The sequence below is a fragment of the Methylobacterium soli genome, from assembly GCF_008806385.1.
In the GTDB taxonomy this organism is placed as follows: domain Bacteria; phylum Pseudomonadota; class Alphaproteobacteria; order Rhizobiales; family Beijerinckiaceae; genus Methylobacterium; species Methylobacterium soli.
Window position 1 is genome coordinate 43,833 of the sequence record NZ_VZZK01000027.1, and the last position, 24,869, is coordinate 68,701.

At 66.8% G+C, this 24,869-nt stretch carries 23 protein-coding genes; 18 read left to right on the top strand and 5 right to left on the bottom strand.

Translation table 11 applies throughout. From position 1 onward, the window contains the following. Positions 1-666 precede the first annotated feature (666 nt). A complete protein-coding gene (locus tag F6X53_RS21895) occupies positions 667-1,548 on the bottom strand; it encodes a LysR family transcriptional regulator (protein WP_151002483.1) in 882 nt (293 codons plus the stop codon). 26 nt (positions 1,549-1,574) lie between these two features. On the opposite strand from F6X53_RS21895, the gene F6X53_RS21900 reads away from it, so the two are divergent. The 14 genes from F6X53_RS21900 to F6X53_RS21980 all read left to right on the top strand — a co-directional run bounded on the left by F6X53_RS21900 (position 1,575) and on the right by F6X53_RS21980 (position 19,241). Beyond that, positions 1,575-2,291 carry an NADPH-dependent F420 reductase gene (locus F6X53_RS21900; protein WP_151002484.1) on the top strand — a complete coding sequence of 239 codons (717 nt, stop codon included), beginning with the start codon at positions 1,575-1,577 and terminating at the stop codon, positions 2,289-2,291. A 36-nt stretch (positions 2,292-2,327) separates the two neighbouring features. After that, positions 2,328-3,317 carry a zinc-dependent alcohol dehydrogenase family protein gene (locus F6X53_RS21905; protein ID WP_151002485.1) on the top strand — a complete coding sequence of 330 codons (990 nt, stop codon included), beginning with the start codon at positions 2,328-2,330 and terminating at the stop codon, positions 3,315-3,317. A 174-nt stretch (positions 3,318-3,491) separates the two neighbouring features. Further along, on the top strand, positions 3,492-4,274 hold the full coding sequence (locus F6X53_RS21910) for an SDR family NAD(P)-dependent oxidoreductase (RefSeq protein ID WP_151002486.1): 783 nt from the start codon (positions 3,492-3,494) through the stop codon (positions 4,272-4,274). A 1,098-nt stretch (positions 4,275-5,372) separates the two neighbouring features. Continuing rightward, a complete protein-coding gene (locus tag F6X53_RS21920; protein ID WP_151002487.1) occupies positions 5,373-6,398 on the top strand; it encodes a SphA family protein in 1,026 nt (341 codons plus the stop codon). Between the two features lie 162 nt (positions 6,399-6,560). After that, positions 6,561-7,202, top strand: coding sequence for a response regulator transcription factor (locus F6X53_RS21925; protein ID WP_238298490.1), 642 nt, complete (start codon positions 6,561-6,563; stop codon positions 7,200-7,202). A gap of 356 nt (positions 7,203-7,558) precedes the next feature. Then, a complete protein-coding gene (locus F6X53_RS33280) occupies positions 7,559-7,867 on the top strand; it encodes a hypothetical protein (protein WP_342354001.1) in 309 nt (102 codons plus the stop codon). A gap of 15 nt (positions 7,868-7,882) precedes the next feature. Beyond that, positions 7,883-8,617, top strand: coding sequence for an aquaporin Z (aqpZ, locus tag F6X53_RS21935; protein ID WP_151002489.1), 735 nt, complete (start codon positions 7,883-7,885; stop codon positions 8,615-8,617). 90 nt (positions 8,618-8,707) lie between these two features. Beyond that, the gene (locus F6X53_RS21940) at positions 8,708-10,342 is read left to right on the top strand and encodes an arylsulfatase (RefSeq protein ID WP_151002490.1); all 1,635 of its coding nucleotides are present in this window, start codon (positions 8,708-8,710) and stop codon (positions 10,340-10,342) included. Positions 10,343-10,585: 243 nt separating this feature from the next. Then, positions 10,586-11,572 (top strand): HAD family hydrolase, encoded by a 987-nt coding sequence (locus F6X53_RS21945; protein ID WP_238296803.1) that lies wholly within the window; start codon positions 10,586-10,588, stop codon positions 11,570-11,572. 766 nt (positions 11,573-12,338) lie between these two features. Then, entirely contained in the window at positions 12,339-13,319 is a 981-nt protein-coding gene (locus tag F6X53_RS21955) for a DUF6634 family protein (RefSeq protein ID WP_151002492.1), read from the top strand. A gap of 168 nt (positions 13,320-13,487) precedes the next feature. Next, the gene (locus tag F6X53_RS21960) at positions 13,488-14,276 is read left to right on the top strand and encodes a metallophosphoesterase (RefSeq protein WP_151002493.1); all 789 of its coding nucleotides are present in this window, start codon (positions 13,488-13,490) and stop codon (positions 14,274-14,276) included. 328 nt (positions 14,277-14,604) lie between these two features. Continuing rightward, the gene (locus F6X53_RS33285) at positions 14,605-16,107 is read left to right on the top strand and encodes a metallophosphoesterase family protein (RefSeq protein ID WP_238296802.1); all 1,503 of its coding nucleotides are present in this window, start codon (positions 14,605-14,607) and stop codon (positions 16,105-16,107) included. Beyond that, positions 16,104-18,257, top strand: coding sequence for an AAA family ATPase (locus F6X53_RS21975; protein ID WP_151002495.1), 2,154 nt, complete (start codon positions 16,104-16,106; stop codon positions 18,255-18,257). Before F6X53_RS33285 ends, F6X53_RS21975 begins: the two co-directional genes overlap by 4 nt. A gap of 198 nt (positions 18,258-18,455) precedes the next feature. Next, a complete protein-coding gene (locus F6X53_RS21980) occupies positions 18,456-19,241 on the top strand; it encodes a 3'-5' exonuclease (RefSeq protein ID WP_238296801.1) in 786 nt (261 codons plus the stop codon). Between the two features lie 187 nt (positions 19,242-19,428). On the opposite strand, the gene F6X53_RS21985 is transcribed toward F6X53_RS21980, so the two are convergent. Continuing rightward, the gene (locus F6X53_RS21985) at positions 19,429-19,770 is read right to left on the bottom strand and encodes a hypothetical protein (RefSeq protein ID WP_151002497.1); all 342 of its coding nucleotides are present in this window, start codon (positions 19,768-19,770) and stop codon (positions 19,429-19,431) included. A 353-nt stretch (positions 19,771-20,123) separates the two neighbouring features. Between F6X53_RS21985 and F6X53_RS33715 the strand changes: the two genes are divergently transcribed. Continuing rightward, positions 20,124-20,255, top strand: coding sequence for a hypothetical protein (locus F6X53_RS33715; RefSeq protein WP_280526050.1), 132 nt, complete (start codon positions 20,124-20,126; stop codon positions 20,253-20,255). A 151-nt stretch (positions 20,256-20,406) separates the two neighbouring features. Here F6X53_RS33715 and F6X53_RS21990 read toward each other — a convergent pair whose 3' ends face one another. Next, positions 20,407-20,769 (bottom strand): CsbD family protein, encoded by a 363-nt coding sequence (locus F6X53_RS21990; protein WP_151002498.1) that lies wholly within the window; start codon positions 20,767-20,769, stop codon positions 20,407-20,409. A gap of 176 nt (positions 20,770-20,945) precedes the next feature. On the opposite strand from F6X53_RS21990, the gene F6X53_RS21995 reads away from it, so the two are divergent. Genes F6X53_RS21995 through F6X53_RS22005 form a run of 3 tightly spaced genes read left to right on the top strand, consistent with a single transcriptional unit; the run spans position 20,946 to position 22,209 of the window. Then, on the top strand, positions 20,946-21,389 hold the full coding sequence (locus F6X53_RS21995) for a hypothetical protein (protein ID WP_151002499.1): 444 nt from the start codon (positions 20,946-20,948) through the stop codon (positions 21,387-21,389). Between the two features lie 8 nt (positions 21,390-21,397). Continuing rightward, entirely contained in the window at positions 21,398-21,793 is a 396-nt protein-coding gene (locus tag F6X53_RS22000) for a phage holin family protein (protein WP_151002500.1), read from the top strand. Next, the gene (locus F6X53_RS22005) at positions 21,790-22,209 is read left to right on the top strand and encodes a DUF3618 domain-containing protein (RefSeq protein WP_151002501.1); all 420 of its coding nucleotides are present in this window, start codon (positions 21,790-21,792) and stop codon (positions 22,207-22,209) included. Before F6X53_RS22000 ends, F6X53_RS22005 begins: the two co-directional genes overlap by 4 nt. Before the next feature lie 753 nt (positions 22,210-22,962). On the opposite strand, the gene F6X53_RS22010 is transcribed toward F6X53_RS22005, so the two are convergent. Together F6X53_RS22010 and F6X53_RS22015 are read right to left on the bottom strand one after the other, a co-directional pair. Next, complete coding sequence (locus F6X53_RS22010) at positions 22,963-23,382, bottom strand: hypothetical protein (protein ID WP_151002502.1); 420 nt, start codon at positions 23,380-23,382, stop codon at positions 22,963-22,965. After that, on the bottom strand, positions 23,379-24,356 hold the full coding sequence (locus tag F6X53_RS22015; RefSeq protein ID WP_151002503.1) for a formylglycine-generating enzyme family protein: 978 nt from the start codon (positions 24,354-24,356) through the stop codon (positions 23,379-23,381). The genes F6X53_RS22010 and F6X53_RS22015 overlap by 4 nt, the downstream gene beginning before the upstream one ends. Positions 24,357-24,869 lie beyond the last annotated feature (513 nt).

Here is a 24,869-nt window from a genome sequence, read left to right on the forward strand (position 1 = left end):
GCCGTCGCCCTAAGGGCTGTCGAGCCCGGATGAAAATATTTCATATGGACGGATTCGGTGCCTCACGGCCAAGGAGCTGGCAAGCGAAACCACCCGCAGGCAGGCGCTACCGAAGGAAGCCTGTCATCACAAGAAAATTGGAAATACTCGGTGGTCGCGGCAGGCAGTGTGACGTGGGTGCGCAACGCCGAGGCCTGAGGAGCAATGCTGGCAGTCTGGGTTCATATGTGACAAGGCCCGGCGCCCAAGGCTCGGTTATGCAGCCGAAGCTGGCGGGACCGAGCCGTGGGCGCCAGCGGGCACCGGACACCTGCCTTCGACGTCGAGGTGCTCCGCCAGGAAGTCCACGAAGGTGCGGATCTTAGGCGAGAGTTGGCGGCTGGTCGGGCTCCCGTTCGGATCACCACGCCGAACCCTATAGCCTCATGGCGATGACCTCTCGGATTGAATTCCGGCAAGGCTAAGTCACGATGGCCTTCCGGCCTGTTGGGAAAACCCTGAGGGCACCCGGGGGAAAGCCCTTAGGCGGCACCGAGCACGGCTGCGGGTTCAACGGGCCATCGAAGGCGTCGACCCGGCTCATGGCGCATGGCTCATGGCTCATGGCGCCATGAGCCATCAAACCCACGTCGGGTGGTCCATCGGAGCAATACCCATGACGGACCGTCATCCGAATTGGGCGACCGCAAAATCGACGAAGGAGCGCAGCTTCGGCGTGATCCGGCGGTCTGGCGCGTAGAGGACGTGCATGGGATGGGTCGGGGGCACGAAGTCCGGAAGCAGGTGCACCAGCCGTCCAGACGCGAGGTCGTCCCGCACCAACGCCACCGGCTGAAGGAAGATGCCCATTCCTGCCAATGCCAAAGTCAGCAATGCCTGCCCGTTGTTGGCGACGTGCCGGCAGGGGACGTCGACGGTGACCGGCCCCCCCGGCCCGGAGAAGGACCATCGGTTGCGCGTCGTGCCATAGGCGAAGCCGAGGCACTCATGCGCGCGCAGTTCGTCGGGCGTCGCTGGCGCGCCGTGCGCCTCAACGTAAGCGGGGGCCGCGCAGAGAAGCATTTCCAAAGGTCTCAGTGCCCGGGCGATCAGGCCGCTGTCGCTGAGTGAGCCGACGCGGAAAACCGCGTCGTAACCCTCGTCGACAAGGTCGACAGTTCGGTCCGCCAGCGTCAGTTCGACGTCGACCTCGGGGTTGGCCTCCAGGTACCCGGGCAGCACCCGGGCGAGCTCGTGGGCGCCGAACGTGACCGGGGCGTTCACCCGTATCCGCCCGCGCGGGACCGCACGGCTCTCAGCCGCCAATGCCTCCGCCGCCTCGACCTCGGCCAGGATGGTCCGGACCCGGTCGTGGAAGGCACGCCCCAACTCGGTGACGCTCTGGCGACGGGTGGTGCGATTGATGAGCTTGACCCCGAGGTGATCCTCAAGGGTCCGCACGTGCTTGCCGACCATCTGCGACGACATCGAGAGCGCGTCGGCGGCGGCCGAGAAAGACCCTGCTTCCACGGCCTTGGCGAAGACGGCCATGCTCGCGATACGGTCCATGATTTGAAACCCGTTGTTTCAGGTGTGTGCGCTCGATTGCGATTTATCCCTCATCAGTGAAGGCCCACAACTCCCACCACGCCGCAGGGCAAGGCATCCGGGGAGTTACGACCATGACCATCGCGATCATCGGTACCGGCAACATGGGAAGCGGCCTCGCCAGGCTTCTCGCTTCGAAGGGCATCGACGTGGCCATCGGCCACCGCGACCCGGCCAAGGCCGCCGCGTTGGCCGCCGAGATCGGCCCCCGTGCCCAGGGAGGCGGCTCCGAAGCGGCCGCGAAGCTCGCCGACATCGTCATCCTGGCGGTGAACTACGGCTCGGCAGAGGAGGCCCTGAAGGGCGCAGGCGATCTCACCGGCAAGATCGTCGTCGACATCTCGAACCCGATCACGCCGGACTACAAGGCACTCACCGTCGGGCACACCACCTCCGCCGCCGAGGAGATCCAGAAGCTCGTCCCGGGCGCGAGGGTCGTGAAGGCGTTCAACACCATCTTCTCCCAACTGCTGCCGTCGGAGGCCCGCGGGGGTCGGGAGGTTCAGGTTTTCCTCGCAGGTGACGACGAGGCCGCGAAGGAGGCCGTCTCGGGGGTGGTCTCCTCCGCCGGGTTCGCGCCTGTCGATGCCGGCCCGCTGAGCAACGCCCGGTACCTGGAGCCGGTCGGCGAGATCAACATCCACTTCGGGTTCTTCCTCGGCTGGGGCACCTCCGCGGCACCGGCCTGGATCAAGGCCGCCTGAAGGGTCGTTCCCCCAATGACAGAGCGAGGAACATCCATGTCGCGTGTCGTACGATTCCATGAGATCGGCAGCCCCGAAGTCCTCAAGGTCGAGGACATCCAGGTACCGGCGCCCAAGGCCGGAGAGGTCCAGATCCGCGTAAAGGCGATGGGCCTAAACCGTGCCGAGGTCATGTTCCGGACCGGCCAGTACGTGACCCAGCCGACCTTTCCCGCCATCACCGGCTACGAGGCCGCCGGGACCATCGAGACGGTCGGCCCCGGCGTTGAGGGCCTCACGGTCAGCGACAAGGTCAGCGTCGTGCCGTGCTTCATGCTCGGCGAGTACGGCCTGCACGGCGAACTGGTGAACGCACCCGCCTTCGGCGTGGTGAGACACCCTGACAACCTGTCCTGGGAAGAGGCAGCCGCCACCTGGATGATGTTCGTCACCGCCTACGGAGCGCTGGTCGACATCGCCAAGATGCAGGCGGGCGACGTGGTGCTGATCCGGGCCGCCTCGTCCAGCGTCGGCCTGGCCGCCATCCAGATCGTCAACATGTTGGGCGGCGCCTCCGTCGCGTTGACACGGGGCGGCGCGAAGCGGGACGCGCTGCTCGCGGCCGGCGCCCGGCACGTCATCGCGACAGCGGAGCAGGACCTCGTTGCCGAGGTTAAGTCGATCACCGGCGGCAAGGGCGCGCGCATCGCCTTCGACCCCGTGGGTGGGCCGGAAGTGCCGAAGATCCTCGAAGCGCTGTCGTTCCTCGGCATCTTTTTCCAGTACGGTGCGCTCGACTTCAGCGCCGTGCCGGTGCCGGTCCTGTCGCTGCTTGGCAAGAACCTGACCCTTCGGGGCTATCAGCTGTTCGAGGTCACGACGGACCCGGCGCGGCTTGAGCAAGCCAAGGCGTTCATCGTCGGTGGCCTGGCATCCGGTGCGCTGAAGCCCGTCATCGCCAAGACCTTCAAGCTCGACGAGATCGTGGAGGCGACCCGCTTCATGGAGAGCAACGAGCAGGTCGGAAAGATCGTGGTGACCGTCTGAACGGCCGAAAGCGGCCTCCGGGACCAAATGACAGCGACCCGCGCGGCAGCGACCTTGACTTCCTGCGGCTTCGTGACGTGCGCGGCCCTCAGCCGTTTCACGTCCTGGCACTTCAAGCCCTATCCTCGATAACGCTATCCCGACGTAGGCTGCGGGGACCACTGGAGAGGTTCGATGGATGTGAGGCTGGACGGCCGCGTTGCCGTGGTCACGGGCGGCAGCAAGGGGCTTGGTCTCGCCATCGCGACCCGGATGGCCGCCAGCGGTGCGGATGTCGTGATGCTGGCGCGCAACCCAGACGGGCTCGCGGCCGCACGGCGGCTCGTGGAGCCCACCGCACGTGGGCGGGTCCATACCGTCGCCTGCGACGTCTCACGGGCGGAGGAGTTGGAGGGAGCCTACGATGACGTGCTGCAGGCGCTCGGCCGGGTGGATATCCTGGTGAACAACGCGGGCGTCTCCCAGACTGGCGCCTTCACATCGATCACGGACGCCGTCTGGCAGGCAGACCTTGATCTTAAGCTGTTCGCCGCGATCCGCCTCGCGCGACTGGCTTGGCCCGGGATGGTGGAGCGTCGTTGGGGACGGATCATCAACGTGCTCAACACCGCGGCCAAGGCGCCCAAGGCCGGCTCGGCCCCGACGTCGGTCTCGCGCGCGGCCGGGCTGGCACTCACCAAGGTGCTGGCGGGTGAAGGCGCGCCGCACGGCATCCTCGTGAACGCCCTGCATGTCGGGTTGATCGACAGCGACCAGTGGGTCCGCCGCCACGCCGACACGGACGACGGCCAGCCCTACGCGGCCTTCCTGGCCGAGATGGCGCGCAGCATCCCCCTCGGCCGTGTCGGCACGCCCCAGGAGTTTGCCAACGTGGCGTGCTTCCTGGCGTCCGACCTCGCCGGCTACGTGACCGGAACCTCGATCAACGTCGACGGCAACCTCAGTCCGGTGACCTGAAGGGTTGGATCCTGCACGCATATGCCGCTCGGAGCGACGCTCTCAGTCGCGACATGGGATGCATCCCTTGAGGTCCCTCCGGCAGGAAAGCGAAACATCACTGCTATCCTCCACTCATGGGGATGCGGCTCCGTCCGACGGCAAACGCACGGGCGGCACGACCGAGCCCTCCAAGGGCGATGACCCACCCAATCGGCCAAGTGGTGCCGTCCGAGAGGGCGCCGACCAGCCTAGCGCCCAGGACGCCGAAGCCGCGAGAGTTCACGGGATCGGCCCCATGCACTGGCACGTAGGCACCGGCCGAGACGATCCGCGCACCGTCGGAGGAAGGCGGCATCGTGGCCCCGCCGGCCGGAACACCGGTCCCACTCGACGCCTTGCATCTGGGAAGGCTTTCCAAACGGCGAAGGGCAGGCACGATGCTCGCTGTCCTGGCGCTCGGTGCCTGGCTGGCGGCAGGATCTCTCGACCAGGGTAGGATCGGGGTCAGCACCGCGGAGGCGGCTGCCGACCGAGTTGGCTGCGAACGCCGCCGCACTTGAGGCGTCGTCACGCGCCGCGGAAAGCGCGGCGTCGCGGCCCCCATGAGCCCACAGGATTGTCGGGGGCGACGAGGGCCGTCGCGCAGGCTGCCCACCCCGTCCAGAGGAATGCGACCGTGGTCGCCTGGCGCGACCACCCCGCCTTACGCAGCCAGCCGCTTGCATGCCCGATCCGCTTAGCCGAGGCGGCGCCACCATCCTGTCCGCCCGGATTCGGTTCCAAGGATTTCCCTCCGCGCCGGCACCGCCACGCCCCGTCCTGGTGACCCTCGCCCCGGTATGCCGGCTGGCCTCTGTCAGTCGTCCGTAAGTTCCCTATCGAAGCAGGAGCACCAAAACGTCTTCGGCATTCATAAACTTGCGCCTAAACGCGCGGTTGTGAGCCGCCATCGATGGCAGTCACCAATAGCCCTTGCTGACACTGTCTCCGGAATACATCGACCCACACAATAACAGCTTCTCAGGGTTTTTACTGTGGCGACTGAGGGTTTCCCCCAATTGCCGCCCACAGGCCGGTCGGAGACCCTGGAGCCCGAGCCACAACCCGGAGGCAGACATGTGGCCCCTCACGCGTCACCTCGTCGGCGGCATGGTCCTGGCGACCGCGGCCTCGCTCGCTCCCGCGGCGCAAGCGGCGGAGGGCGGGCTCAGCTTCTACATCGAGGGGCAGGCTGTGCCGCTCGGCGGCATCGTTCCCCCGCCTGGCCTCTACTTCGACAGCACGACCTACTTCTACAGCGGCAAGGTCGGGGCGAACCGGCAGACCCAGATCGGCGGCAACGTGGTCGCCAACGTCAATGTGAACCTCGTGGCCGACTTCGCGACGGCGCTGTGGGTCACTCCGGTCCAGATCCTTGGCGGTGACCTCGCCTTCGCCTTCGTCATGCCCTTCGGCGAGCCTGCCGTCCGTGCGGGCGTCCTCCTCAACGGCCCCCTCATCAACCAGGCGTTCGGCCGCCCGATTGGAGCATCGGTGGGTGACAGCACCTTCAATCCGGGTGATCCCATCGTGTCGGCCAGCCTCGGATGGCATTCCGGCAACTGGCACTGGAAGCTGGCCGGGGTGCTCAGCATCCCGGCCGGCGGCTACGAGCCGGGGCAGCTCTCCAACGTCGCGCTGAACCGCTACATCGGCGACATCTCGGCCGGCGCCACCTACCTCGATCCGGCCCTCGGCATCGAGCTCTCCGCCGCGGCCGGGTTCACACTCAACGGCACCAACCCGGCGACGCGCTACAACACGGGCGACGAGTTCCACGTCGACGTGTCGGCCTCGAAGTACCTATCCAAGGAAGTCTCGGTCGGCGTCATCGCCTCGCACTACCAGCAGTTCACCGGCGATAGCGGACCTGGCGCCCGGCTCGGCCCGTTCAAGGGCCGGGTGACGGCGGTGGGCGGGACCATCGCCGTCACGGGTGAGCTCGGCAAGATCCCGGTTACCGCCCGCCTGAAGGTCTTGCGCGAAGTTGAGGTGGAGAACCGCTTCCAGGGCACCATCGGCTTCTTCGAGGTCTCGTTTCCGCTCTGGGTTGCACCGCCGAAGGCGGCAGCGGAGCCCAGGTCGCTGGTAACGAAGTCCTGAAGGGAACCTGCGACCCTTCAGGTGGGTGATCGTAGCTGGGGCACCAAGGCTTGCGGATCGCGAGCGGAAGGCGCCCGATGGCGCAAGGACACAGGCCCGCCGCCCATCCCGGGGCGACGGGCGTTCGGCATGCCCGGGAGCCACGCGGGAGGTCGTCATCTCGTGACTGTGAGCATCCTGATCGTCGACGACCATAGTGCCGTCCGACGCGGCGTCCGAGCCATCCTGGAAGGACGCGACGGCTTCGAGGTCCTAGCCGAGGCGGGCACCGGGGCCGAGGCCATCGAACTCGCCGCAGCGCACAAGCCAGACGTGGCGGTCATCGACTACTCGATGCCGGCCATGAACGGGTCCCAACTGGCCCGACGGATCCGGGAAGCCAGTCCGCACACCGAGGTCCTCGTGTACACCATGCACGAGAGCGACGCCCTGGTGCGTGACGTGCTGGGTGCCGGGGCGCGCGGCTACCTCCTCAAGTCGGATGCCGACCAGCACCTCATCGCCGCCGTCGACGCGCTTGCCCGCCACCAGCCCTACTTCACGGAGCGCGTAAACGAGGCGCTGCTCGCCCACTATCTCGCCCATCCGGGCGAGAGCTCTCAACTCGACACCTTGACCTGCCGGGAGCGCGAGGTGGTCCAGCTCATCGCCGAGGGCAACTCAAGCAAGCAAGTCAGCGTCGCCCTCGAAGTCACCCTGAAGACGGTCGAGAGCCATCGGGCCTCCGCCATGCACAAGCTCGGCCTGGAATCGACGGCCGCCCTGGTCCGCTACGCCGTGCGCAACAAGCTGGTGGAGCCCTAGGGGTAATTCCCGGCCCGTCTCAGGTAATTTTCAAGAGCCGCTTAGGGTTTCGCCCGATGGTCCTGCCGCAAATCATCTTCTAGGGTTGCGCCAAGTTAAGGTTCGAAGCTTTCGCGGCAGGCGGGACTGACTTCGCCGGGCGCCTATTCTCCAGGGAGGTGGCGATGCGGGTTCGGTACCGTGCACTGTGCCTTGCGGCCGTCGTGTTCCTTCTGCCGGGGGTGCAAGAGCCGGTCCAGGCGGTTCCCCTTGGCTCAGGGGCTATCTTCGGCTCCCTCCCGGACAGCACGGTCGAGCTCGTTGCCCGGCGCCATGCGTTTCGGGGCGGGGTCCGGGGCGGTTTCGCCGGCCGTCGGATGGGCGGCTACGGACGCGTCGAGCGTCCCGGCTTCGCCGGGGGCGGCGTGCAGCGCCGCGGCATGGCAGGCGGATATGCCCGGCGGGGCGGGGCCGTGGTGCGCCGGAACGTCGTGGTCGGTGGCGTCTACCGGCCCCGCGGTGCCTGGTGGCCCGCAGGCGGCGCCCTCGCGGCGGGGGCCGCCATCGGCTTCGTCGGCGCGGCGACGGCTGCGGCCTGGGCCGGCGCCCCCCCGGCGCCTGGCTACTGCTGGTTCTACACCGATTCCTCGCGGACGCAGGGCTTCTGGGACCGCTGCCCTGCCTAGGCATAGGAGGCTTCCATGGACATCCGTAAGTGCGCCGCCGAGGCCATCGGCACCTTCTGGCTCACCTTCGCGGGCTGCGGCAGCGCCGTGATCGCGGCCGCCTTCCCACAGGTCGGCATCGGCCTCGTCGGTGTTTCCCTCGCCTTCGGGCTGACCGTGGTCACCATGGCCTACGCCATCGGTCACGTCTCGGGCTGCCACCTCAACCCAGCGGTCACGGTCGGGCTCGCGGCGGGCGGCCGGTTCCCCTCCAAGGACATCGGCCCCTACATCGCCTCTCAGGTCGTCGGGGCCGTCATCGGCGCGGCGGTGCTCTACACCATCGCCAGTGGGGCCCCGGGCTTCGACCTGGCGAAGGGCTTCGCGGCCAACGGCTACGGAGAGCACTCGCCCGGGAGCTACGGGCTGGTCTCCTGCCTCTTGGCCGAGGTCGTCCTGACCATGATGTTCCTGTTCGTCATCATGGGGGCGACCCACGGCAAGGCGCCGGTCGGCTTCGCGCCGCTGGCCATCGGGCTCTGCCTGACCCTGGTCCACCTCGTCGGCATTCCGGTCACCAACCTCTCGGTCAACCCGGCCCGCAGCACGGGGCCCGCCCTGTTCGTGGGGGGATGGGCCATCGCGCAGCTCTGGCTGTTCTGGGTCGCCCCGGTCCTCGGGGGGGCCCTGGGCGGCATCCTGTATCGCTGGATCAGCGAGACGCCCTCGGCCGAAGTCACCGGCCTGACGCCACCCGCCCCGGCGGAGTAAGCCCGCGGCGAGGCGACCGCCCGGCGGCCCGGCATCCGGTCATCGCCTCACCGACCCTCTCGAACCCCAATGCGTGACGAGGAGGATCATATGAGCAATCACACGGTGCCGACGGGTGAGAAGCAGGGTGGCGGGAGCTGTTCGGACCTCAGCCGGCGGATGATCCTTCTCGGCGGGACCGCGCTCGCCGCCACTGCTGCCAGGACCGTGCCGGCCGTCGCGCAAGGGCAGCAACCCACGGCCTCCTCCGGCCGGCCGCCGAATATCCTGGTGATCTGGGGCGACGACATCGGCACCTGGAACATCAGCCACAACAGCCGCGGCATGATGGGCTACCGGACGCCGAACATCGACCGCATCGCTAGGGAGGGCGTGTCCTTCACCGATTATTACGGCCAGCAGAGCTGCACCGCCGGCCGGGCGGCCTTCCTCGGGGGCACCGTGCCGGTGCGCACCGGCATGACCAAGGTCGGCCTTCCCGGTGCCAAGCAGGGTTGGCAGGCGAGCGATCCGACCATCGCCGCACTGCTGAAGGACAAGGGCTACGCCACCGGTCAGTTCGGCAAGAACCACTTCGGCGACCAGGACGCCCACCTGCCGACCATGCACGGCTTCGACGAGTATTTCGGCAGCCTCTACCACTTGAACGCATCCGAGGAGCCGGAGAATTTCGATTACCCGAAGAACCCCGAGTTCCTGAAGAAATTCGGTCCGCGCGGCGTCCTCAGGACCAAGGCTGACGGGAAGGGTGGGCAGACCATCGAGGATACCGGTCCGCTGACCAAGAAACGCATGGAGACCATCGACGACGAGACCTCCGCCGCCGCGCTCGAATTCATCGAGCGGCAGGCGAAGGGGGCCGCCCCGTTCTTCTGCTGGTTCAACTCGACGCGCATGCATTATCGGACGCACGTCAAGGCCGAGCACCGCGGCACCTCAGGTCAGGACGAATACTCGGACGGGATGGTCGAGCACGACGCGCATGTCGGGCTGTTCCTCAAGAAGCTCGACGATCTCGGGATCGCGGACAATACGATTGTGTATTATTCGACCGACAACGGTCCGCATTACAATGCTTGGCCGGATGCCGGCACCACTCCGTTTCGAAGCGAGAAGAACTCCAACTGGGAGGGCGCCTATCGCGTCCCGGCCTTCGTGCGCTGGCCGGGCCACTTTCCCGCCGGCAGCACGCTCAACGGCATCGTGGCGCACGAGGATTGGATGGTCACGTTCCTGACACTCGCCGGCATGCCGGACGTCAAGGAACGGCTGATGAAGGGCGATACCTTCGCAGGCCGGAGATACCGGGCACATCCCGACGGCTACAACATGATCGACTATCTCAGCGGGAAGGCGAAGGAATCCCCACGCAATGAGTTCTGGTACGTCAACGACGACGGCCAGATCGTCGCCGCCCGCTGGCAGGACTGGAAGGTGGTGTTCCTGGAAAATCGCGGGCACGCCTTCGAGGTCTGGCGCGAGCCCTTCGTCGAACTCCGCGCCCCGTTGCTGTTCAACCTTCGCCGCGACCCGTTCGAGAAGTCGCAGCATAACTCGAACACCTACAACGATTGGTTCATGGAGCGCGCCTTCGTCGCCGTGCCAATCCAGGCGCTGGCTGCCAAGTTTCTGGCGACCATGAAGGACTACCCGCCCAGCCAATCCCCAGGCTCGTTCAACCTCAGCAAGATCGAGGAACAACTGAGGTCTTCCGGCTCCAACTGAGGATAGCGGTTCGCTCGCTCCGTCAGGGGGCGGGCGCAGCCGTCTAGCGGATCACCCGGCATCCGCTGAGACGTCGTGTCTTCGCCCAGCTCGCCGTCGCCGAGCGCGTCCCCGTCGAGGCGGTGACGCACGGTCCAGGGGCCGCATCGCGTCCGTACCGCCCATCGTGCCCGCTTCATGGAGCATGCCATGCCACGTCGAGGAAGGACCGTCGGACGCCGGACCATTTTGATGGGAGGGGCCATGGCGGTTCTCGTCCTGGCTGTCTTTCGCCCTTCGGGCGCCGAGGCGCAGGACGATCCGCTGCCCTCCTGGAACGAGGGAGTCGCCAAGCGGTCCATCACGGATTTCGTCGGACGCGTCACCAACCAGGGCGGCCCCGATCACGTCCCTCCCGCCGAGCGCATCGCGACCTTCGACAACGACGGCACCCTCTGGGTCGAGCAACCCTTCTACTTCCAGGGCGCCTTCGCCTTCGACCGGGTGAAGGCCCTCGCGCCCCGGCATCCCGAATGGAAGGACACGCAGCCCTTCAAGGGCATCCTTGAGGGCGACCCGAAGGCGGTCGCAGCCTCCGGGGAGAGGGGCCTCGTCGAGATCGTGGAGGCGACCCATTCCGGCATGACGACCGAGGCGTTCAACCAGACGGTCGCGGACTGGCTCCGAACCGCACGCCATCCGCGCTTCGACCGCCCCTTCGACAGCCTGGTCTACCAACCCATGCTGGAGCTCCTGGCATATCTGCGCGCCAACGGCTTCAAGACCTTCATCGTCTCCGGCGGCGGCGTCGAGTTCATGCGGGTCTTCGCCGAACGGGCCTACGGCATACCGCCGGAGCAGGTCGTCGGATCGTCCGGGCTGACCAGGTTCCGGCTCGCGCAGGACGGTACGCCGGAGCTCATCAAGGAGCCGAGGATCGAGTTCGTCGATGACGGGCCCGGCAAGCCCGCCGGCATCAACCGCTTCATCGGGCGCCGGCCGATCCTTGCCTTCGGCAACTCGGACGGCGACCAGCAGATGCTGGAATGGACGGCCGGCGGGGCGGGACCGCGCTTCCTCGGGCTGGTCCATCACACCGATGGCGAGCGCGAGTACGCGTACGACCGCCAGTCCCATGTCGGACGCCTCGACGAGGCCCTGGACGAGGCAGCGCAACGCGGTTGGACCGTGGTCGATATGAAGCGGGATTGGACGACCCTCTTCCCGCCCGCACCGAGGAGCGACCAGTGACGGATCGATATCGCCGATAATCTCTCGGACTACCAACTTCCTGCAGGATCTACAGCACAGGTTGCCATCTACACAGAGCACCTCGCGCCGGTGGCGGTTGTTCGGCGCATCCTTTTGCGAATAAAAAGCTGGCTCAACTACCTTGGCTGATATCTGGCACAGGAAGACACGGGCGATATTTTCATGTTCAATAGCTTTCAATGCCGTTGCCAAAACGCCTGTGCGCAGAAGCGGAAAAAGACCGAAATCCTGACAGATCGACTGGGTATCGTTCGATGAGCTAGCTCGGAGCCCCGGTGCCCGAAAACGCTGTATGATAATTTAATATCTGGAAACCACTCGCGACCGATCATTCATTCGGCGCGAAGTGTGGGACTGCTTGAATTTGTGATCGCGCGACTGTCAGCATACGCTTTGCAGAAGACTCGTCAGAAAGCGGACGGGCGGAAAGCCGCCCGAACCTGTTGTAGTCTCTGTTTCAACAAGCAGCCTGAGAGCGAACCTTCCCAGGGACTGCTAAGGGTCGGAAGCGGACGGTACCAACCGTTAGATTTCGACCACTAGCGGGATGTACCTAAGTACAAATAGCCGACGCTGTTAACCATCGACGTTCGCTCACCAGCTTGAGGGGGCTATCCATGCTGGACAAGGCTGCAATCTCCAGCATATAATTCACGCTCACCCAAAATTCGGCAAATTACTCTCGCCTGACCAGTTCATTCCTGGTGGGGCGAGTGGCCGTTCGTGACTGCGAGAGGTGACCCGCTTGATTATCGCCTTCACCGGTTCCGGTACTCACACCGATGCCACTCACGCCGCGCTGATCCTCGCCCATGCACTCTCGGCGGCAGGCGAACCTGTCATCGTGATCCGTTCCGCCGAGCTGAGCCCGCTGTCCGTTACCGAGCTCGAAGGTTCCGGCCTAGAGGTGGCCGAAGGGGCCACCCTCGTCGACTTGTCGGCCACTGTCTCAGGCGCTCAGGCACCTGCGCGGCACATCGTGCTAGACCTCGCCTCCGCTGACTTCCGTTCCCCCGCGATCCGGTGCGGGATCGACGTTCGGGTCATCACCGTCGGTCCGTATGCTCTGGACGAGAGCGCCGCAGCGGCACTTGGGGCGGATGATGCTCACCTCGTACCGGCCGCGCCAGCATGGTACCTCGGGTGTCGCCGCTCCGGCGGCGGACCAGCCGCCGCGTCATTCGCTGCCGCGATGGCGCGCTGCGGCCAAACAACCCGCGTCCTGCCTGTCGTACAGGGAGCACTCAGCCGCTCAGAAGCGACCGCGCTCACTACAAGGCATCCGAGGTCACGCGCCCTGCGAACCGGCCACCACCTTCTGGCTGTGTTGCGGAAGGTTGCAGCGGACCCGTTCGCCACCAGCGTGTCGGGCCCCGCGACAGATGCACTGTCGGAGACTGAACGAGTATCGGCGTGTGTTGATGAGCGCTCATTCCCCGAGCGGCTGCGCGAACTCGCCGATGACCTCGACGCGATCGAGGCCGGGCACGGACCGACCCCGGCGGACCTCGCCGGCGCTCCCATCCTCGACAACTGGAATTCCGAAATCACGGTCGTGCCTTGCTTGACAGGCTCGGTCTCCGAACACCCGAACATCCCGATGGGCCGGCCTGTGCGCACCAGCCAGGTTATCATGACAGATAACGCCACCTGGGCTCGAACCCTGAGCCGTTTTTACGCGCTGCGCATCCCGGCTGCTGCCGGTGGTCCTGGCCGCCTGCAATAGACGGCCCTTCGCGGCACGAGATCCATTGATGGATCCGACGTCCGAACCTCGCAATACATAATCCTCGCGTGGGCAAGCCCTAATGGGCTGGGGCATGCCTGCGGCTCGCCCACGGCCGGCTTCGCTCAAGACACCCTAGACGCCGATCCCTGGAACCTTGGAGGCGCCATGAGGTGCTGGATCTTTTCTGACCTCCACCGTGATGTCGGGCTACCCTGGACGCCGTCCTCGATCCCGGTTGCTGATGTCGCCATCGTGGCCGGCGACGTAGGAGAGGGACTTGTCGACAGCATCGGGTGGCTTGCTGCCGTGGTGCGCCCGCACATGCGAGTGGTGTTCACGGCAGGTAACCACGAATTCTACCACACGGCCAATGACGACGAGCTTCGGTTGGGCCGAGCCGCAGCCCGGAACCTGGGCATCGACTTCCTGGAAAACGACACCGTCGAGATCGACGGCGTCTCGTTCTTCGGCTGCACCCTCTGGACCGACTATAGCCTGGACGGAGAGGATCTCGTGCGCGCCTCGATGGAGGAGGCCCGCCGGGGTATCAACGACCATCGCCGCATAGCTTGGACTCATAAACCCGCGTGGCAGCGCTTCCGGCCTGAGGACGCGCTGGCGCTCCACCGTGCCTCCAGGGGCTTCCTGGAAGCCGGCCTTGCGGCATCCGCCTGTCCGGACGGGACGCCTCGTGCCCGCATCGTCGTCACGCACCACGCACCGAGCGCCCGCTCGGTGGCGCCCAAGTACCGTGACAAGCCCCTGAACCCTTACTTCGCGTCCCGCCTCGACAGCCTGATCGATGCCAGCGGACCCGACCTCTGGGTCCATGGACACACGCATACGAGTTTCGACTACCGCGTCGGCCGGACGCGGGTCGTCTGCAATCCCAAGGGCTACTCGGACGAGAACCGAGCCTTCGATCCCGCCCTGCTCGTCGAGGTGCCTTCCTGACGGCTCATCACCAGATCCGCCCCCGCATCAGTGACCCGTCGCAAGACCATGGAGGCACATGGCAAATCAGCCTTCCAATCCCGCCGGGCCATTGCTGCGCGGCGATAGGGGTCCCGTACCGGGACCGGCGACCGCGGCGATGCGGTGCGATGGTCCCACGACGCCGGGGCCAAGATGCGGTGACCGCGCATTTCCGGCCCCTTTCCGCCCCCGAGTACGCCGAGCAGATCTGCCTACCCCTCCCCTTCGGCCTCCGGTTCCTTCGTTTGGAACCGGCCAAGCCGACCTGATCCCGGAGAACGAGGCGGTTGCGCGGTCTCCGGCACGCTTGTGGATCCTATCCGACCTCAGGGTCGACCTTGACCCAGCGTTCGCCCTGCCAGATCCGCTTCCGTCGTTCGACGCCATCCTTGTCGCCGGGGGTATCGCCGCCGGCCTAGACGCTTCCCTCCGTTGGCTCGCTGCAGCCCTCGATGGCCGACAGGGGCACCGTCCCGTCATCTTCGTCCCGGGCAATATCGAATTCTGGTCTGACATCCCGCTCGTCGAGGCGCTCGCACGTGGACGCGCACTTGCCAGTGAATTGGGCCTGCACCTGCTATCCGACGACGCATTCCGCTTCGAAGCCTCGGACGGGAGCGGCGTGTTCGTGGTCGGCGCCACGATGTGGACGGACTGGGCTTTGGAAGGGCCGTTCCAGGGGAAGCTCGCCCGGGTCCACGCCCGGCACGGCTGGCCTGATGGCGAGCGCATCATGCTACGGCGGGACCGATTGTTGTCGCCACTTGATGTCCTCGCCGCCCATGCCCGCTCGCGGGCCTACGTCGAGGATGCCCTCGCCACCATCCGCTACCAGGCACTTGGGTATGCGAGCCCGCCGAAGGCCCCTGTGACCGGCGTGAGGCGGGGAGACCGCGCCATCGTGCTGACCTGCCATGGACCTTCACGGCATTCCCTGCCGCCGGACTGGCCTGGCTGGTTCCAAGATGGCTGGGTCGCCGCCTCCCTTGCCTCCGACCTCGAAGACGTCATGGACGCTTGGGGGGCGCCAGGCCTCTGGGTTCACGGGAACGTTCCGAAGGCGGTCGACTACGTCATCGGCCGCACGAGGGTCGTGGCGAACCCCCCGGGGCGGCCCCCAAGGCGACCTGCGGTTCAAACCGTCCCTTGTGGTGGACGCCTGACTTCGGGCGCGCGCGACCGAGTCAGACCTCAGACTCAATCGGAATCCGTCTCCGGCCTTGATGCCGACGGCGTTTGTGCGGAGGAGTGCATGGATATTCACGAACATCACCCTGGGGGCCGCAGGACGCCATGTCGGCCCGATGTGGCCTGCAGGCGGGCTCGATGCAGCCGCCGCGTGAGCGATAATGTGCTGGCGCTCTGGCGCTCCTGGAACCCGATTGCGATCAACGGGCGGGAAGCTGGCCAACTGGCGCAACTCATCTCCGCGACCGAGATCCTGCACGAGCGTCGCTGGAGAGCTGCCCGGGACGGAGATCCCGCTGCCTCGGCCGCCGTGGCCATCGACCATCTGCACCGAGCGCGCACCTGGTCGCCTCTGACCGACGTCATCATGGGCAACCTGATCCTCAGGGCCTGGGAGGGTGACGCGACAGCCCCTGTCATCATCGACCTCGCACTTCGCATGTTCGGCGAGCAGCTGCCCGATGGTCCCGTCCTGACACGACATGGGGACCCAGGGGCGCGCCGCCCGCGTCCCACGACGCGCGGGCCGAGCCGACGTCATCACAACGAGGCCGCGAGCAGCCGACGCTCGCAGCATCGACGTCCCAAGCTTGTCCGGGTCCGCCAAGGAGGTTGCGAATGAGTGCTGCTCCCCAGGGGTCCGATGCCCTCGCACGGACCTTCATCGACCTCCTTCGCCGCGAAGCGGGCCAGGATCGCACCGAACCAGCCATGCCCCTCGACGACCTGGATGGCTTGTTGGGGCTACCCGACCAGCGGGAGGCGAGGACGCCGCCCGCGCTGCGGCCCGACCTCGCTGCCGCAGCCGTGATGCTGGCACGGGCCATTGACGCCCAGGACGGGCTGCTCCTTTCCCTCAGGCGCGGCGCCCCGGTGGTATCGGTCGCGGTGCCCTCTTCCGACTGGACGGGATCGGTGGAGCGCGTCATCCGCGTGTGCGCCTTGGGCCAAGCTTGCTCGACGCGGAACGGGGATACGGCAGGGAGCGGCTACAGCACGCCCGAGCAGCGCGAGGCGGTGATCTTTGCGCGCGACGGCTCTTTGACGAGCACGCATCGGGCCGAAAGGGGCAACGAAGCGGTCGGTGATGCGGTCCAATTCGGCCATGCCGTTGTCGGCATCGCCCCGGATCCCGTCCGCCTGTTGCCGGCCGATCTCGTGCGTGCAGCCGAGTTCCATGTCGTGGTCGGTGCAATGGACCCGCGCGCAGTCGCGCTCGCCATCGAGGCAATCACGGGCACACTTCCGACGCGTCACCTCAACGAGCGGCTCGCCGCCGCCTGCGACCCGTCCGACCTGCGCCTCTCCCTTCATGCCCGCCGAGGAGCCGAGGAGGCGCTGAGCCGGCTGGAGGCCGTTCTGAGCGCCAAGCACCGTGACGTCGAGCCGGGGCCCCGGCTCGAAGGCTTGCACGGCTATGGCGCCGCCCGTGCATGGGGGATCGCCCTAGCCGACGACCTGAGGCGGTGGAGAGCAGGCGAGTTAGACTTTCGGGCGTGCGAGAGCGCCCTGCTCCTCAGCGGTCCTCCCGGCTGTGGAAAAACCCAATTCGCACTCGCCCTGGCCCGAAGCACCGAATTGCCGTTGCTCGCAGGCTCCCTGGGCCAGTGGCAATCCGCGAGGGACGGGCACCTCGGGCACACGCTCGCAGCCATGCGGCAGTTCTTCGAGCATGCGCGCCGGGAACCATGCATCGCACTGATCGACGAGATCGATAGCTTCGGCGACAGGAATACTTTCCCAGAAAATCATCGCGACTACAGTAGCCAAGTCGTCAATGCTTTGTTGGAGCATCTCGACGGCGCGGTTTCCCGTGAGGGCATCGTGGTTATTGGTGCCACCAACCACCCGGACCGGCTTGATCCAGCGCTTCGCCGGTCCGGCCGCCTTGACCGCCACATCCACATTGACCTGCCAAGTACCGACGACCTTGCCGCGATCATGCGGCACTATCTCGGCAAGGATCTTCCCGAGGTGGAATTAAGGCCTCTGGCCATGCAGGCCCGCGGCATGACCGGCGCTGATGTCGAGGTGCTCGTGCGGCGCGCACGCGGCTATGCGCGCAGGCGGACAGACACGGCTTTGACCGTCGGCGATCTCGCCGCTGCCGTTCGGGACGGGAGGCCATCGCTCGGCGAAGCAGTGCGCCTGCGCGCTGCGGTGCACGAGGCCGGGCATGGCCTAGCCTCGGTGATCGGCGCCAAGGCCAACTCCGTTTCCCTCTCCGTCCAGGAAACGGGTGGGCTCGCCGAGGTCAACGTCGATGCAGCCGTCGGCGTGGGGACGGAGGACGATTTCGAGGCGTTTTTAGTTCTCGCGCTCGCCGGCCGAGCCGCCGAGGAGGTGATGCTCGGGGACGTGTCGGCCGGAGCGGCCGGTGACCTCGCGGTAGCGACCCGCTGCGCCGGCATGATGGAGGCGCGTTGGGGCTTCTCGTCGGACTTACCGCTCGTCAGCGTGGGGAGCGGCGACGAGGTCGATATCGCGCGCATGCCCTGGCTCCTTAAGCCGGTGCAGGCGCGACTGGGCGCAGCCTACGAGCGGGCGCTCGACCTGATGCGCACCGAACGGCTCGCCTTGGAGCGTCTCGCCGAGGCCTTGTTCCGGAAGGGCTATCTGGAGGATGCGGAGGTCAGGGCACTCGTCGCCGGCAAGGCACGGCCTACCCGCAGGCGACGCCCCTCGCGCTCGTCCCTCTCTGGCGAGCCGCTTCGCCATCAGCCGGGATCAGGTTCGGCGCCCGGCGCGGAAACCCGACACAACGTGGAGTAGCCCCCGATGCCGCTTCAGACTTCTGCGAACAGTTTGCCCGCGCCGTCTCTATGCCGGCGCCAGGAAGCTCAGACCGGCACCCCAGGCCCAGCGCTGTTCGACCGTAAGAGTAGTGAGACAGTTTCCTTTCCGAGACCCGCCCTAGCGCCGCTTGCGCGGTCGCGGGTTGCCAACCAGCCCGTACCTAACGACTCCCTCTTGGTCCTCGACATCGAGACGGTTCCGGACACGGTCCTGGTGCCGCCAGACTGGCCCCCAGAGAAATTCCCGAAGACGGCGTGGCACAGGATCACGGCCATCTCCTTCGTTGAAGCTGGGATCAGGCGAGACGAGGTCACCGGAACGGAGGCGTACGCATTCAGGTGCTGCCGCAGCGGCGGGCAGCCGGGCTGGGACGAGGCGCGCTTGCTGAGAACCTTTTGGCGCTTCTTCGAGTCCGGCGGTTACCGCCTCGTGACCTGGAACGGCAGAAGTTTCGACGTCCCGACGCTACTGCTCCGGTCGATGATGCACGGCATCGCCGCCCCGGCTTGGTTCCAGAGGGGAACCAAGTGGGCCGGATACGGTCACCGGTATGCCCTCGACTGGCACGCGGACCTGATGGAAGCGATGGCGGATTTCGGCGCCTCGTCCCGCCTGACCCTGGATGAGGGAGCGGCCCTCGTGGGCGCGCCCGGGAAGCTTGGTGCGCACGGCTCGAAGGTCGCGTCCTGGATTGAGACCGGCGAAATCGAGCGCGTTCGTGCCTATTGCGAGACGGACTGCCTGAACCTGTCGATCCTCTACCTCCGCTGGGCGTTCCTGACCGGGCGCACCTGCGCAGCGAACCATGATGCGGCGGTCGAGAGCCTGATCGAATACCTCGACGCGCAGCGAGCGCGCCGCTCCCACCTCGGCGCCTTCCTCGATGCATGGATGTCGGCGCGTTCGACGTCACCCTTCGTCGGACGGCGCCGGTTGGCAGTTGATTCTGACGTGGCCTGAAACCAAGCGACGCAGCTAACCCTCTCGCACATCAAGCTGAGCCGCACTTGCGGTCTGCCGCCGCCCTTCGTCGGGGCAGCAGCGTTCCGGGACGAGTCCAGTCGAATTACAGGCGGCAGAGCACTCCAAGACCTTTGTTGGCGGATTGCCAACAAAGGCGATCTCGGCCCATCGGTGGGGTGCCAGCTCAAGCCGACCTTCGTTTGTTGGCAATCCGCCAACAAGGGCCACGGCCGTTGGCAATTTCCCAAGAAAGGTCGTCCACGCTGGCGGGATGGGCACTCGCATCTCCCTGGATGACATCGAGATCGCATGGCGCACGGTCGACGAAGCCGCGCGGTCGGGCCGTGGTGCGCTGGAGCGAGCCGCCCTTGAATTCGGCGTCAGCCGCGCCGTCGTCATGCACGCCGTGGATCGTGTGGAGCTCGCGTTCGGCGGGCACCCATTCTTTGTCGTTCGCGTGCGACGTACCGGCGAACTGACACCAGCCGGTGTGCTCTTTCACGAAAAGGGTCGGGCGCTTCTGCATAACTGGAGGGATCTTCACGCGGCGCTTGCGAAGCAGTCCCAGTGACCCGCACCGGCGAGTGCGCAAGAGCCAGGTCCGGTACATCGAGCACCGGGCGTCGCCTCCAGGGGTCGTGGCCTGAACCAGGAAGCGTCAGTCCGGTTTTACCGCCATGGCCCATCGCCTCGCCCTGATCACCGTCCTGCTGCTCGTCGCGCTCCCCGGCCCAGAACGGCTCGGACAAGCGCGCGGAGCTCTTCAAGAAGCCGTCCAGCTACCGAACCGCTTCCGGTCATGCGATGCGTCCGCAAGCCTCGGAACCTTGGCGGTTTGCCCTGCGTTGCGAGCACATACCGACATACGGAGTGCAACGGATGGGTAACCCGATGAACGCTGCAAGCAACAACCAAGTCGCACCTCCGTCATTGTTGCTGGCGTTCTTCGGTTTTGCTGCTTCGACCGCGACGATGACGGGCGCCATGACGGCTTTGAGCTTCTTGAGCTGAAGGACCTCAACGCCTCGTGGAAATCTAGTCGAAGACGCCGGTCTGCATCGCACTCCGCGTCCGATGCGTCCAGGCGGTGGCCCTCGACGCAGCCAGGTCAGTCGACGGCGCCAAGCGGATGCAGGCTGCGGCCTGCATCCGTTTTGAAGCCTCAGTCGCGGCCGTGGATCAGCAAGCCGAGCAGGTACCCGGCGCCCAGGGCCACCAGGATCGTACCGATGGGAGTCTCCGAGGCGTAGCTTCTGACCGCCTCGTTGCCGCGTCGGTAGGCTTCGTCCGCGCCAGGGATGCGCTCGCGGCCCTGCTTGAGCGCGTCCTGCGCCAGGCCGGCTGCCTGGCCGGCGATCTGCCCAGCGGCGGCCTTCGCCTGTCCCACAAGGTTCTCGATCGTGCCCTTGAGCTCGGTCGTTTGGCCCTCTGCCTTCGTCTTCCGGTCCCCGGTTAGGTCTCCGACCGCGCCCTCGACCTTACCAGCAGCCTTCTTGACCTCACCGGTCACGCGCTTCTCGTCCATGGTGGCACGCCTCCGTTGTGCCCGCTCGCTGCGGGTTTGCCGGGGCATCAACGCGGATCAGGTGAGATCGGCACCGCTGGAGAGATGCCGTCCAGGCCGGGGTGCGGAACGATGCCTCCCGGCCGCCGTTCCCTGTCGCATTCCACGGTTGCCGACCTGCGTCAGGAGAAGCCTCGATGAGCGATATCGCCCGGGATCCAAGACCTGCGTCCGAGGCCGCGGATCATGAGGAGCGGCTCGGGTTCGCTGACGCGATCCGGGGGCAGGCCACGGGCTATGCGGAGAAGCGCAAGACGGACGTGGCTCGGGCGGTCTCCGACGCCGCCGAGGCCATCCGAGGGAGCGGATCCGATTTCGCGAGCTACCCGCACGTGAAGGCCTTCTTCGACAATGCCGCTGAGGGTGTCGAGGAACTCGCAGGGGATATCTCCCGCCGCACCTTCGCTGAGATCTACGACGAGGTCGAGGCCGCCGTCCGCCGCCGCCCCGGGGTCACAGTGGCCGCTGCCGCGCTCGCTGGCTTTGCACTCTTCCGCTTGTTTCGGGCCTCGGAGATGCGGCCGATCCCACGGTCGCGCGCCGTTGTCTCAGCTGATGTTTTCCCCACCCCGGACGTGTGAGGCACGCCATGGCCCAGCCAGAGCCCCGGAGTACCGCCACCCTGGTCGGTGACGCGGTTCGCGAGACGCAGGACCTCGTGTCCAAGGAAATCGCCCTCTTCCGCACCGAGATGGGCGAGAGCCTGCATCACCTCACCCGCGCGCTCAGCCTGTTCATAGCGGCGGGCGTGTTCGCGCTGACGATGTTCCTGGTGCTGATCCTGGCCCTGGTGAAGGGGCTGGCGGTGTTGCTGCATTCTGAGGCGCTTGCTGCCCTGATCGTCGGAGCGGTGTTCGCGGTCATCGCCTTGGGCCTCGCGCTCTGGGGCCGAAGCAAGGTCTCCATCTCCGGGTTGGAGCCAACCCGAACCGGGCGGCAGGTCCGGCAGGATGCCGGCATCATCACGGAGCGCATGAGCGAATGACGAAGTCAGCCGACGATCTGGAGCATGAGGTTGAGGCGAGCCGGAGCAAGCTCGACCGGACGCTCGACAGTCTGCAGTCACGCCTCAACTTCTCTGGGGCCACCGCCAACCTGATGAACCCTGAGTGGCGAGCCCGTACCCTGCACGGGAACACGGACCGGTTCGTTGGTGCTGCCCGCACCAACCCGTTGCCGGTGCTCCTGATCCTGGGCGGCCTCGGCTTCCTCGTCTACGACGCGGTGAGCCGCGCTGCCGAAGCGCGGCGGCTCGCCATGAGGCCTGCGGCTCCACCACGGCCCAACACCGACAGGCACTTGGACGAGAACAGGCAGGACCGACTGCACGACAAACTCGACGCGGCCCTGGAAGAGAGTTTTCCCGGCAGCGACCCGGTCTCGGTAAGGATCACCAAGTAGCCTCGGACGCTGACATCCATGGAAGCTTCGAAAGATCGTCGGCACGGTCACAAAGCGACAGCTCCGCCCAGGCTCTGCCTAGCTTGCAACCCAACACGCTTCTGCAGCGAATAGGGGCATGTAGAAGCATTTTCCCGACAGGGTACGACTGATTAATCGCGTCCTATCTGCATTCGTTGCAAGGACGCGTATGCCCGTGTCGACCTCCATCGTTGCACGCGTTTAGCAAATTGCTGCCCCCAGACAAACCATCCCCCGAACAAGTGACAAACCCCATACGAATGCGCTTTCCTCAGGCCAATCAGATCAGTGACTTAGCTGGACGAGCCGGACAAACTATGGCGTTTCTGACAATTGGCTGTGATGAAGGGAAGACCAGCCAAGGACCGGCTCGCAACCGCGAAAGCTTGAAAGCCAAAGAGTAGCCCACGAGTGCATCGCCAAGAGCGGGCCGCCACCTTCAAGGTGCGGCCCGCTTTCGTTTTGGCACGTCCGCTCCCGCATGACGGGCGCTGCTGACGCTGAACCGGGGGATCGATGCCGCGATCACGCGCCCCGTGGTCAATCCTCCCGAGGAACAGGGGCGCCGGTCCCGGTACAATCCCGGCGCCACGTCGCAGAGCTAGGGCGTGCTAGGGCGAGAGGGGCGGATCCCCGGATGGGCCTCGCTCGAAGCACCCGCAGCGCGATCGCGGTCACCCGCACGGCCGCGCCTCTTCGCACAGGGCGAGCGCAAGACGGCGTCGCCGCGCATCAGGGTCGGCCGCTGCCGGGGGCCGCGAGGCGCGCGGCGGCGAGGATTCCGGTCCGGTCGTCCTGCGCGACGATCCGGCCGTTTCGCCGCGCGAGGCGATCGACCGGAATGGCGACCTGCCCGCCGCCGAGGAGACGGCGCAGGCGCACGACGGCGAGCTGGCGCATGCCGTCGGCCGAGGTCCTCACGTCGGCGATGCGCCCGACCGCGTGCCCGTCCGAGCTGTAGACCCACTGACCCTGGCCCATGCGCCGGAGGCTCTCCGCCAGGATCTGGTAATAGGCGTTGTCCCAGCCATCGGAGCGGGATGGCGGCACCGGGCCTTGCGCCGACGCCGAATGCGCCACGCCCAGGCCGAGGGCGAATGCGACCGTCAGCCTGCGCACAAATCCGGGGCCGGTCTCACGGCCGATGCTCATGGTGCGCCTCCGTCGCGCCGGACGCAGCGGAAGCCGATATGGCTGGTCGAGGTGTCGATCGGATGCGCATGCCGTGCGGCCGGGCGATAGCGGCGGCAATAATTCGGGGCGCAGAGATGCGATCCGCCCTTCACCACCCTGCGGGGTATCCGGATCCCGGGCTGGCCCGGGTCGTAGCTCTCGTCCGCCCGGCCGCCCCGGGGGTTCTGGGGAATGCAGCAGGCCTTGGCGGCGTCTGAGGCATGCCGCGGGACGTAGAAGTCGCTGGTCCATTCCCAGGCATTGCCGATCATGTCGCTGAGGCCGTAGCCGTTCGGCGGGAACGCGGTGACGGGCGAGGTCCGCTCGAACCCGTCCTCGGCGCGGTTCTCGTGCGGAAAGGCGCCCTGCCAGGTGTTGGCCATGTGGCGGCCGCCGGGCGTGAAGCTGTCGCCCCAGGCGAATTCGGCGCCGTCGAGCCCGCCGCGGGCGGCGTATTCCCACTCGGCCTCCGTCGGCACCGCCTTGCCGGCCCAGGCCGCGTAGGTCTCGGCATCCGCGTAGGCGACGTGGACCACCGGGTGCTCGTCCAAGCCCGCGATGGAGGAGCCTGGGCCATAGGGCCGGCGCCAGTGCACGCCGAACTTGAAGCGCCACCACGAGCCCCAGTCGCGCAGGTCGACAGGACCCCTCGGTGGCTTGAACACCAGGGAGCCCGCCTGCAGCATGTGCGGCAGCGCGCCCGGATAATCCTTCGGATCCGGCCGCTTCTCCGCGACGGTCACGTAGCCGGTCGCCCGCACGAAGGCCCGGAACTGCGCATTGGTGACCGGGGTGGGGTCGATCCAGAACCCGTCGACGCTGACCCGATGGACCGGCGCCTCCTCCGGGTAATGCCGGTCCGAGCCCATGCGGAACGTGCCGCCCGGCAGGAAGATCATGTCGGACGCGGGCGCTCGGGCGGGGGACCGGGTGAGCACGGGCACATCGGTCATCGCGCGCTCCGTCTAGGGGGTTGGTTGGGCCGAGGGACGGCGGCGCCTGCCAGGAACTCTGCCCGTGCACCCGATCCGGAAGCCATTCCGGAACGCGCGCCCCCGGGCGAGCGGCACGTGGACGACCGCTGGCGGCGGAACCGCGATCACGCCAGGGCGGAACGGTGCCGACCGGACCGGCTCGAACGCGCCGGGAATGATCGACGTCAAGCTCCACGGGAACGATGTTCGGCAGGAGCTTGGCATCGGCGCCTCGCAGGACCGAAGTTCGGTGCTTGAATCGGCATCGGCGGCCCGGCCCCGGGCCCTCCGACCGGAGGCAAGGTTAGGGGAAGCGTCGCCCGGCGCCTATCGGGCGAGCCCCTAGGGTGCGCTTGGGAGCACAGCGGATCTTGCGCGGCAAATCCTCGTGGCCGCCACCGGCCCCTCGAACGCCGCAGCCGTAGCCGAGCCCCCGGAATACTCGCCAGGGACGTTCGGCCGGCCGGTCCCGACGTCGATCTGCCCCGTTCG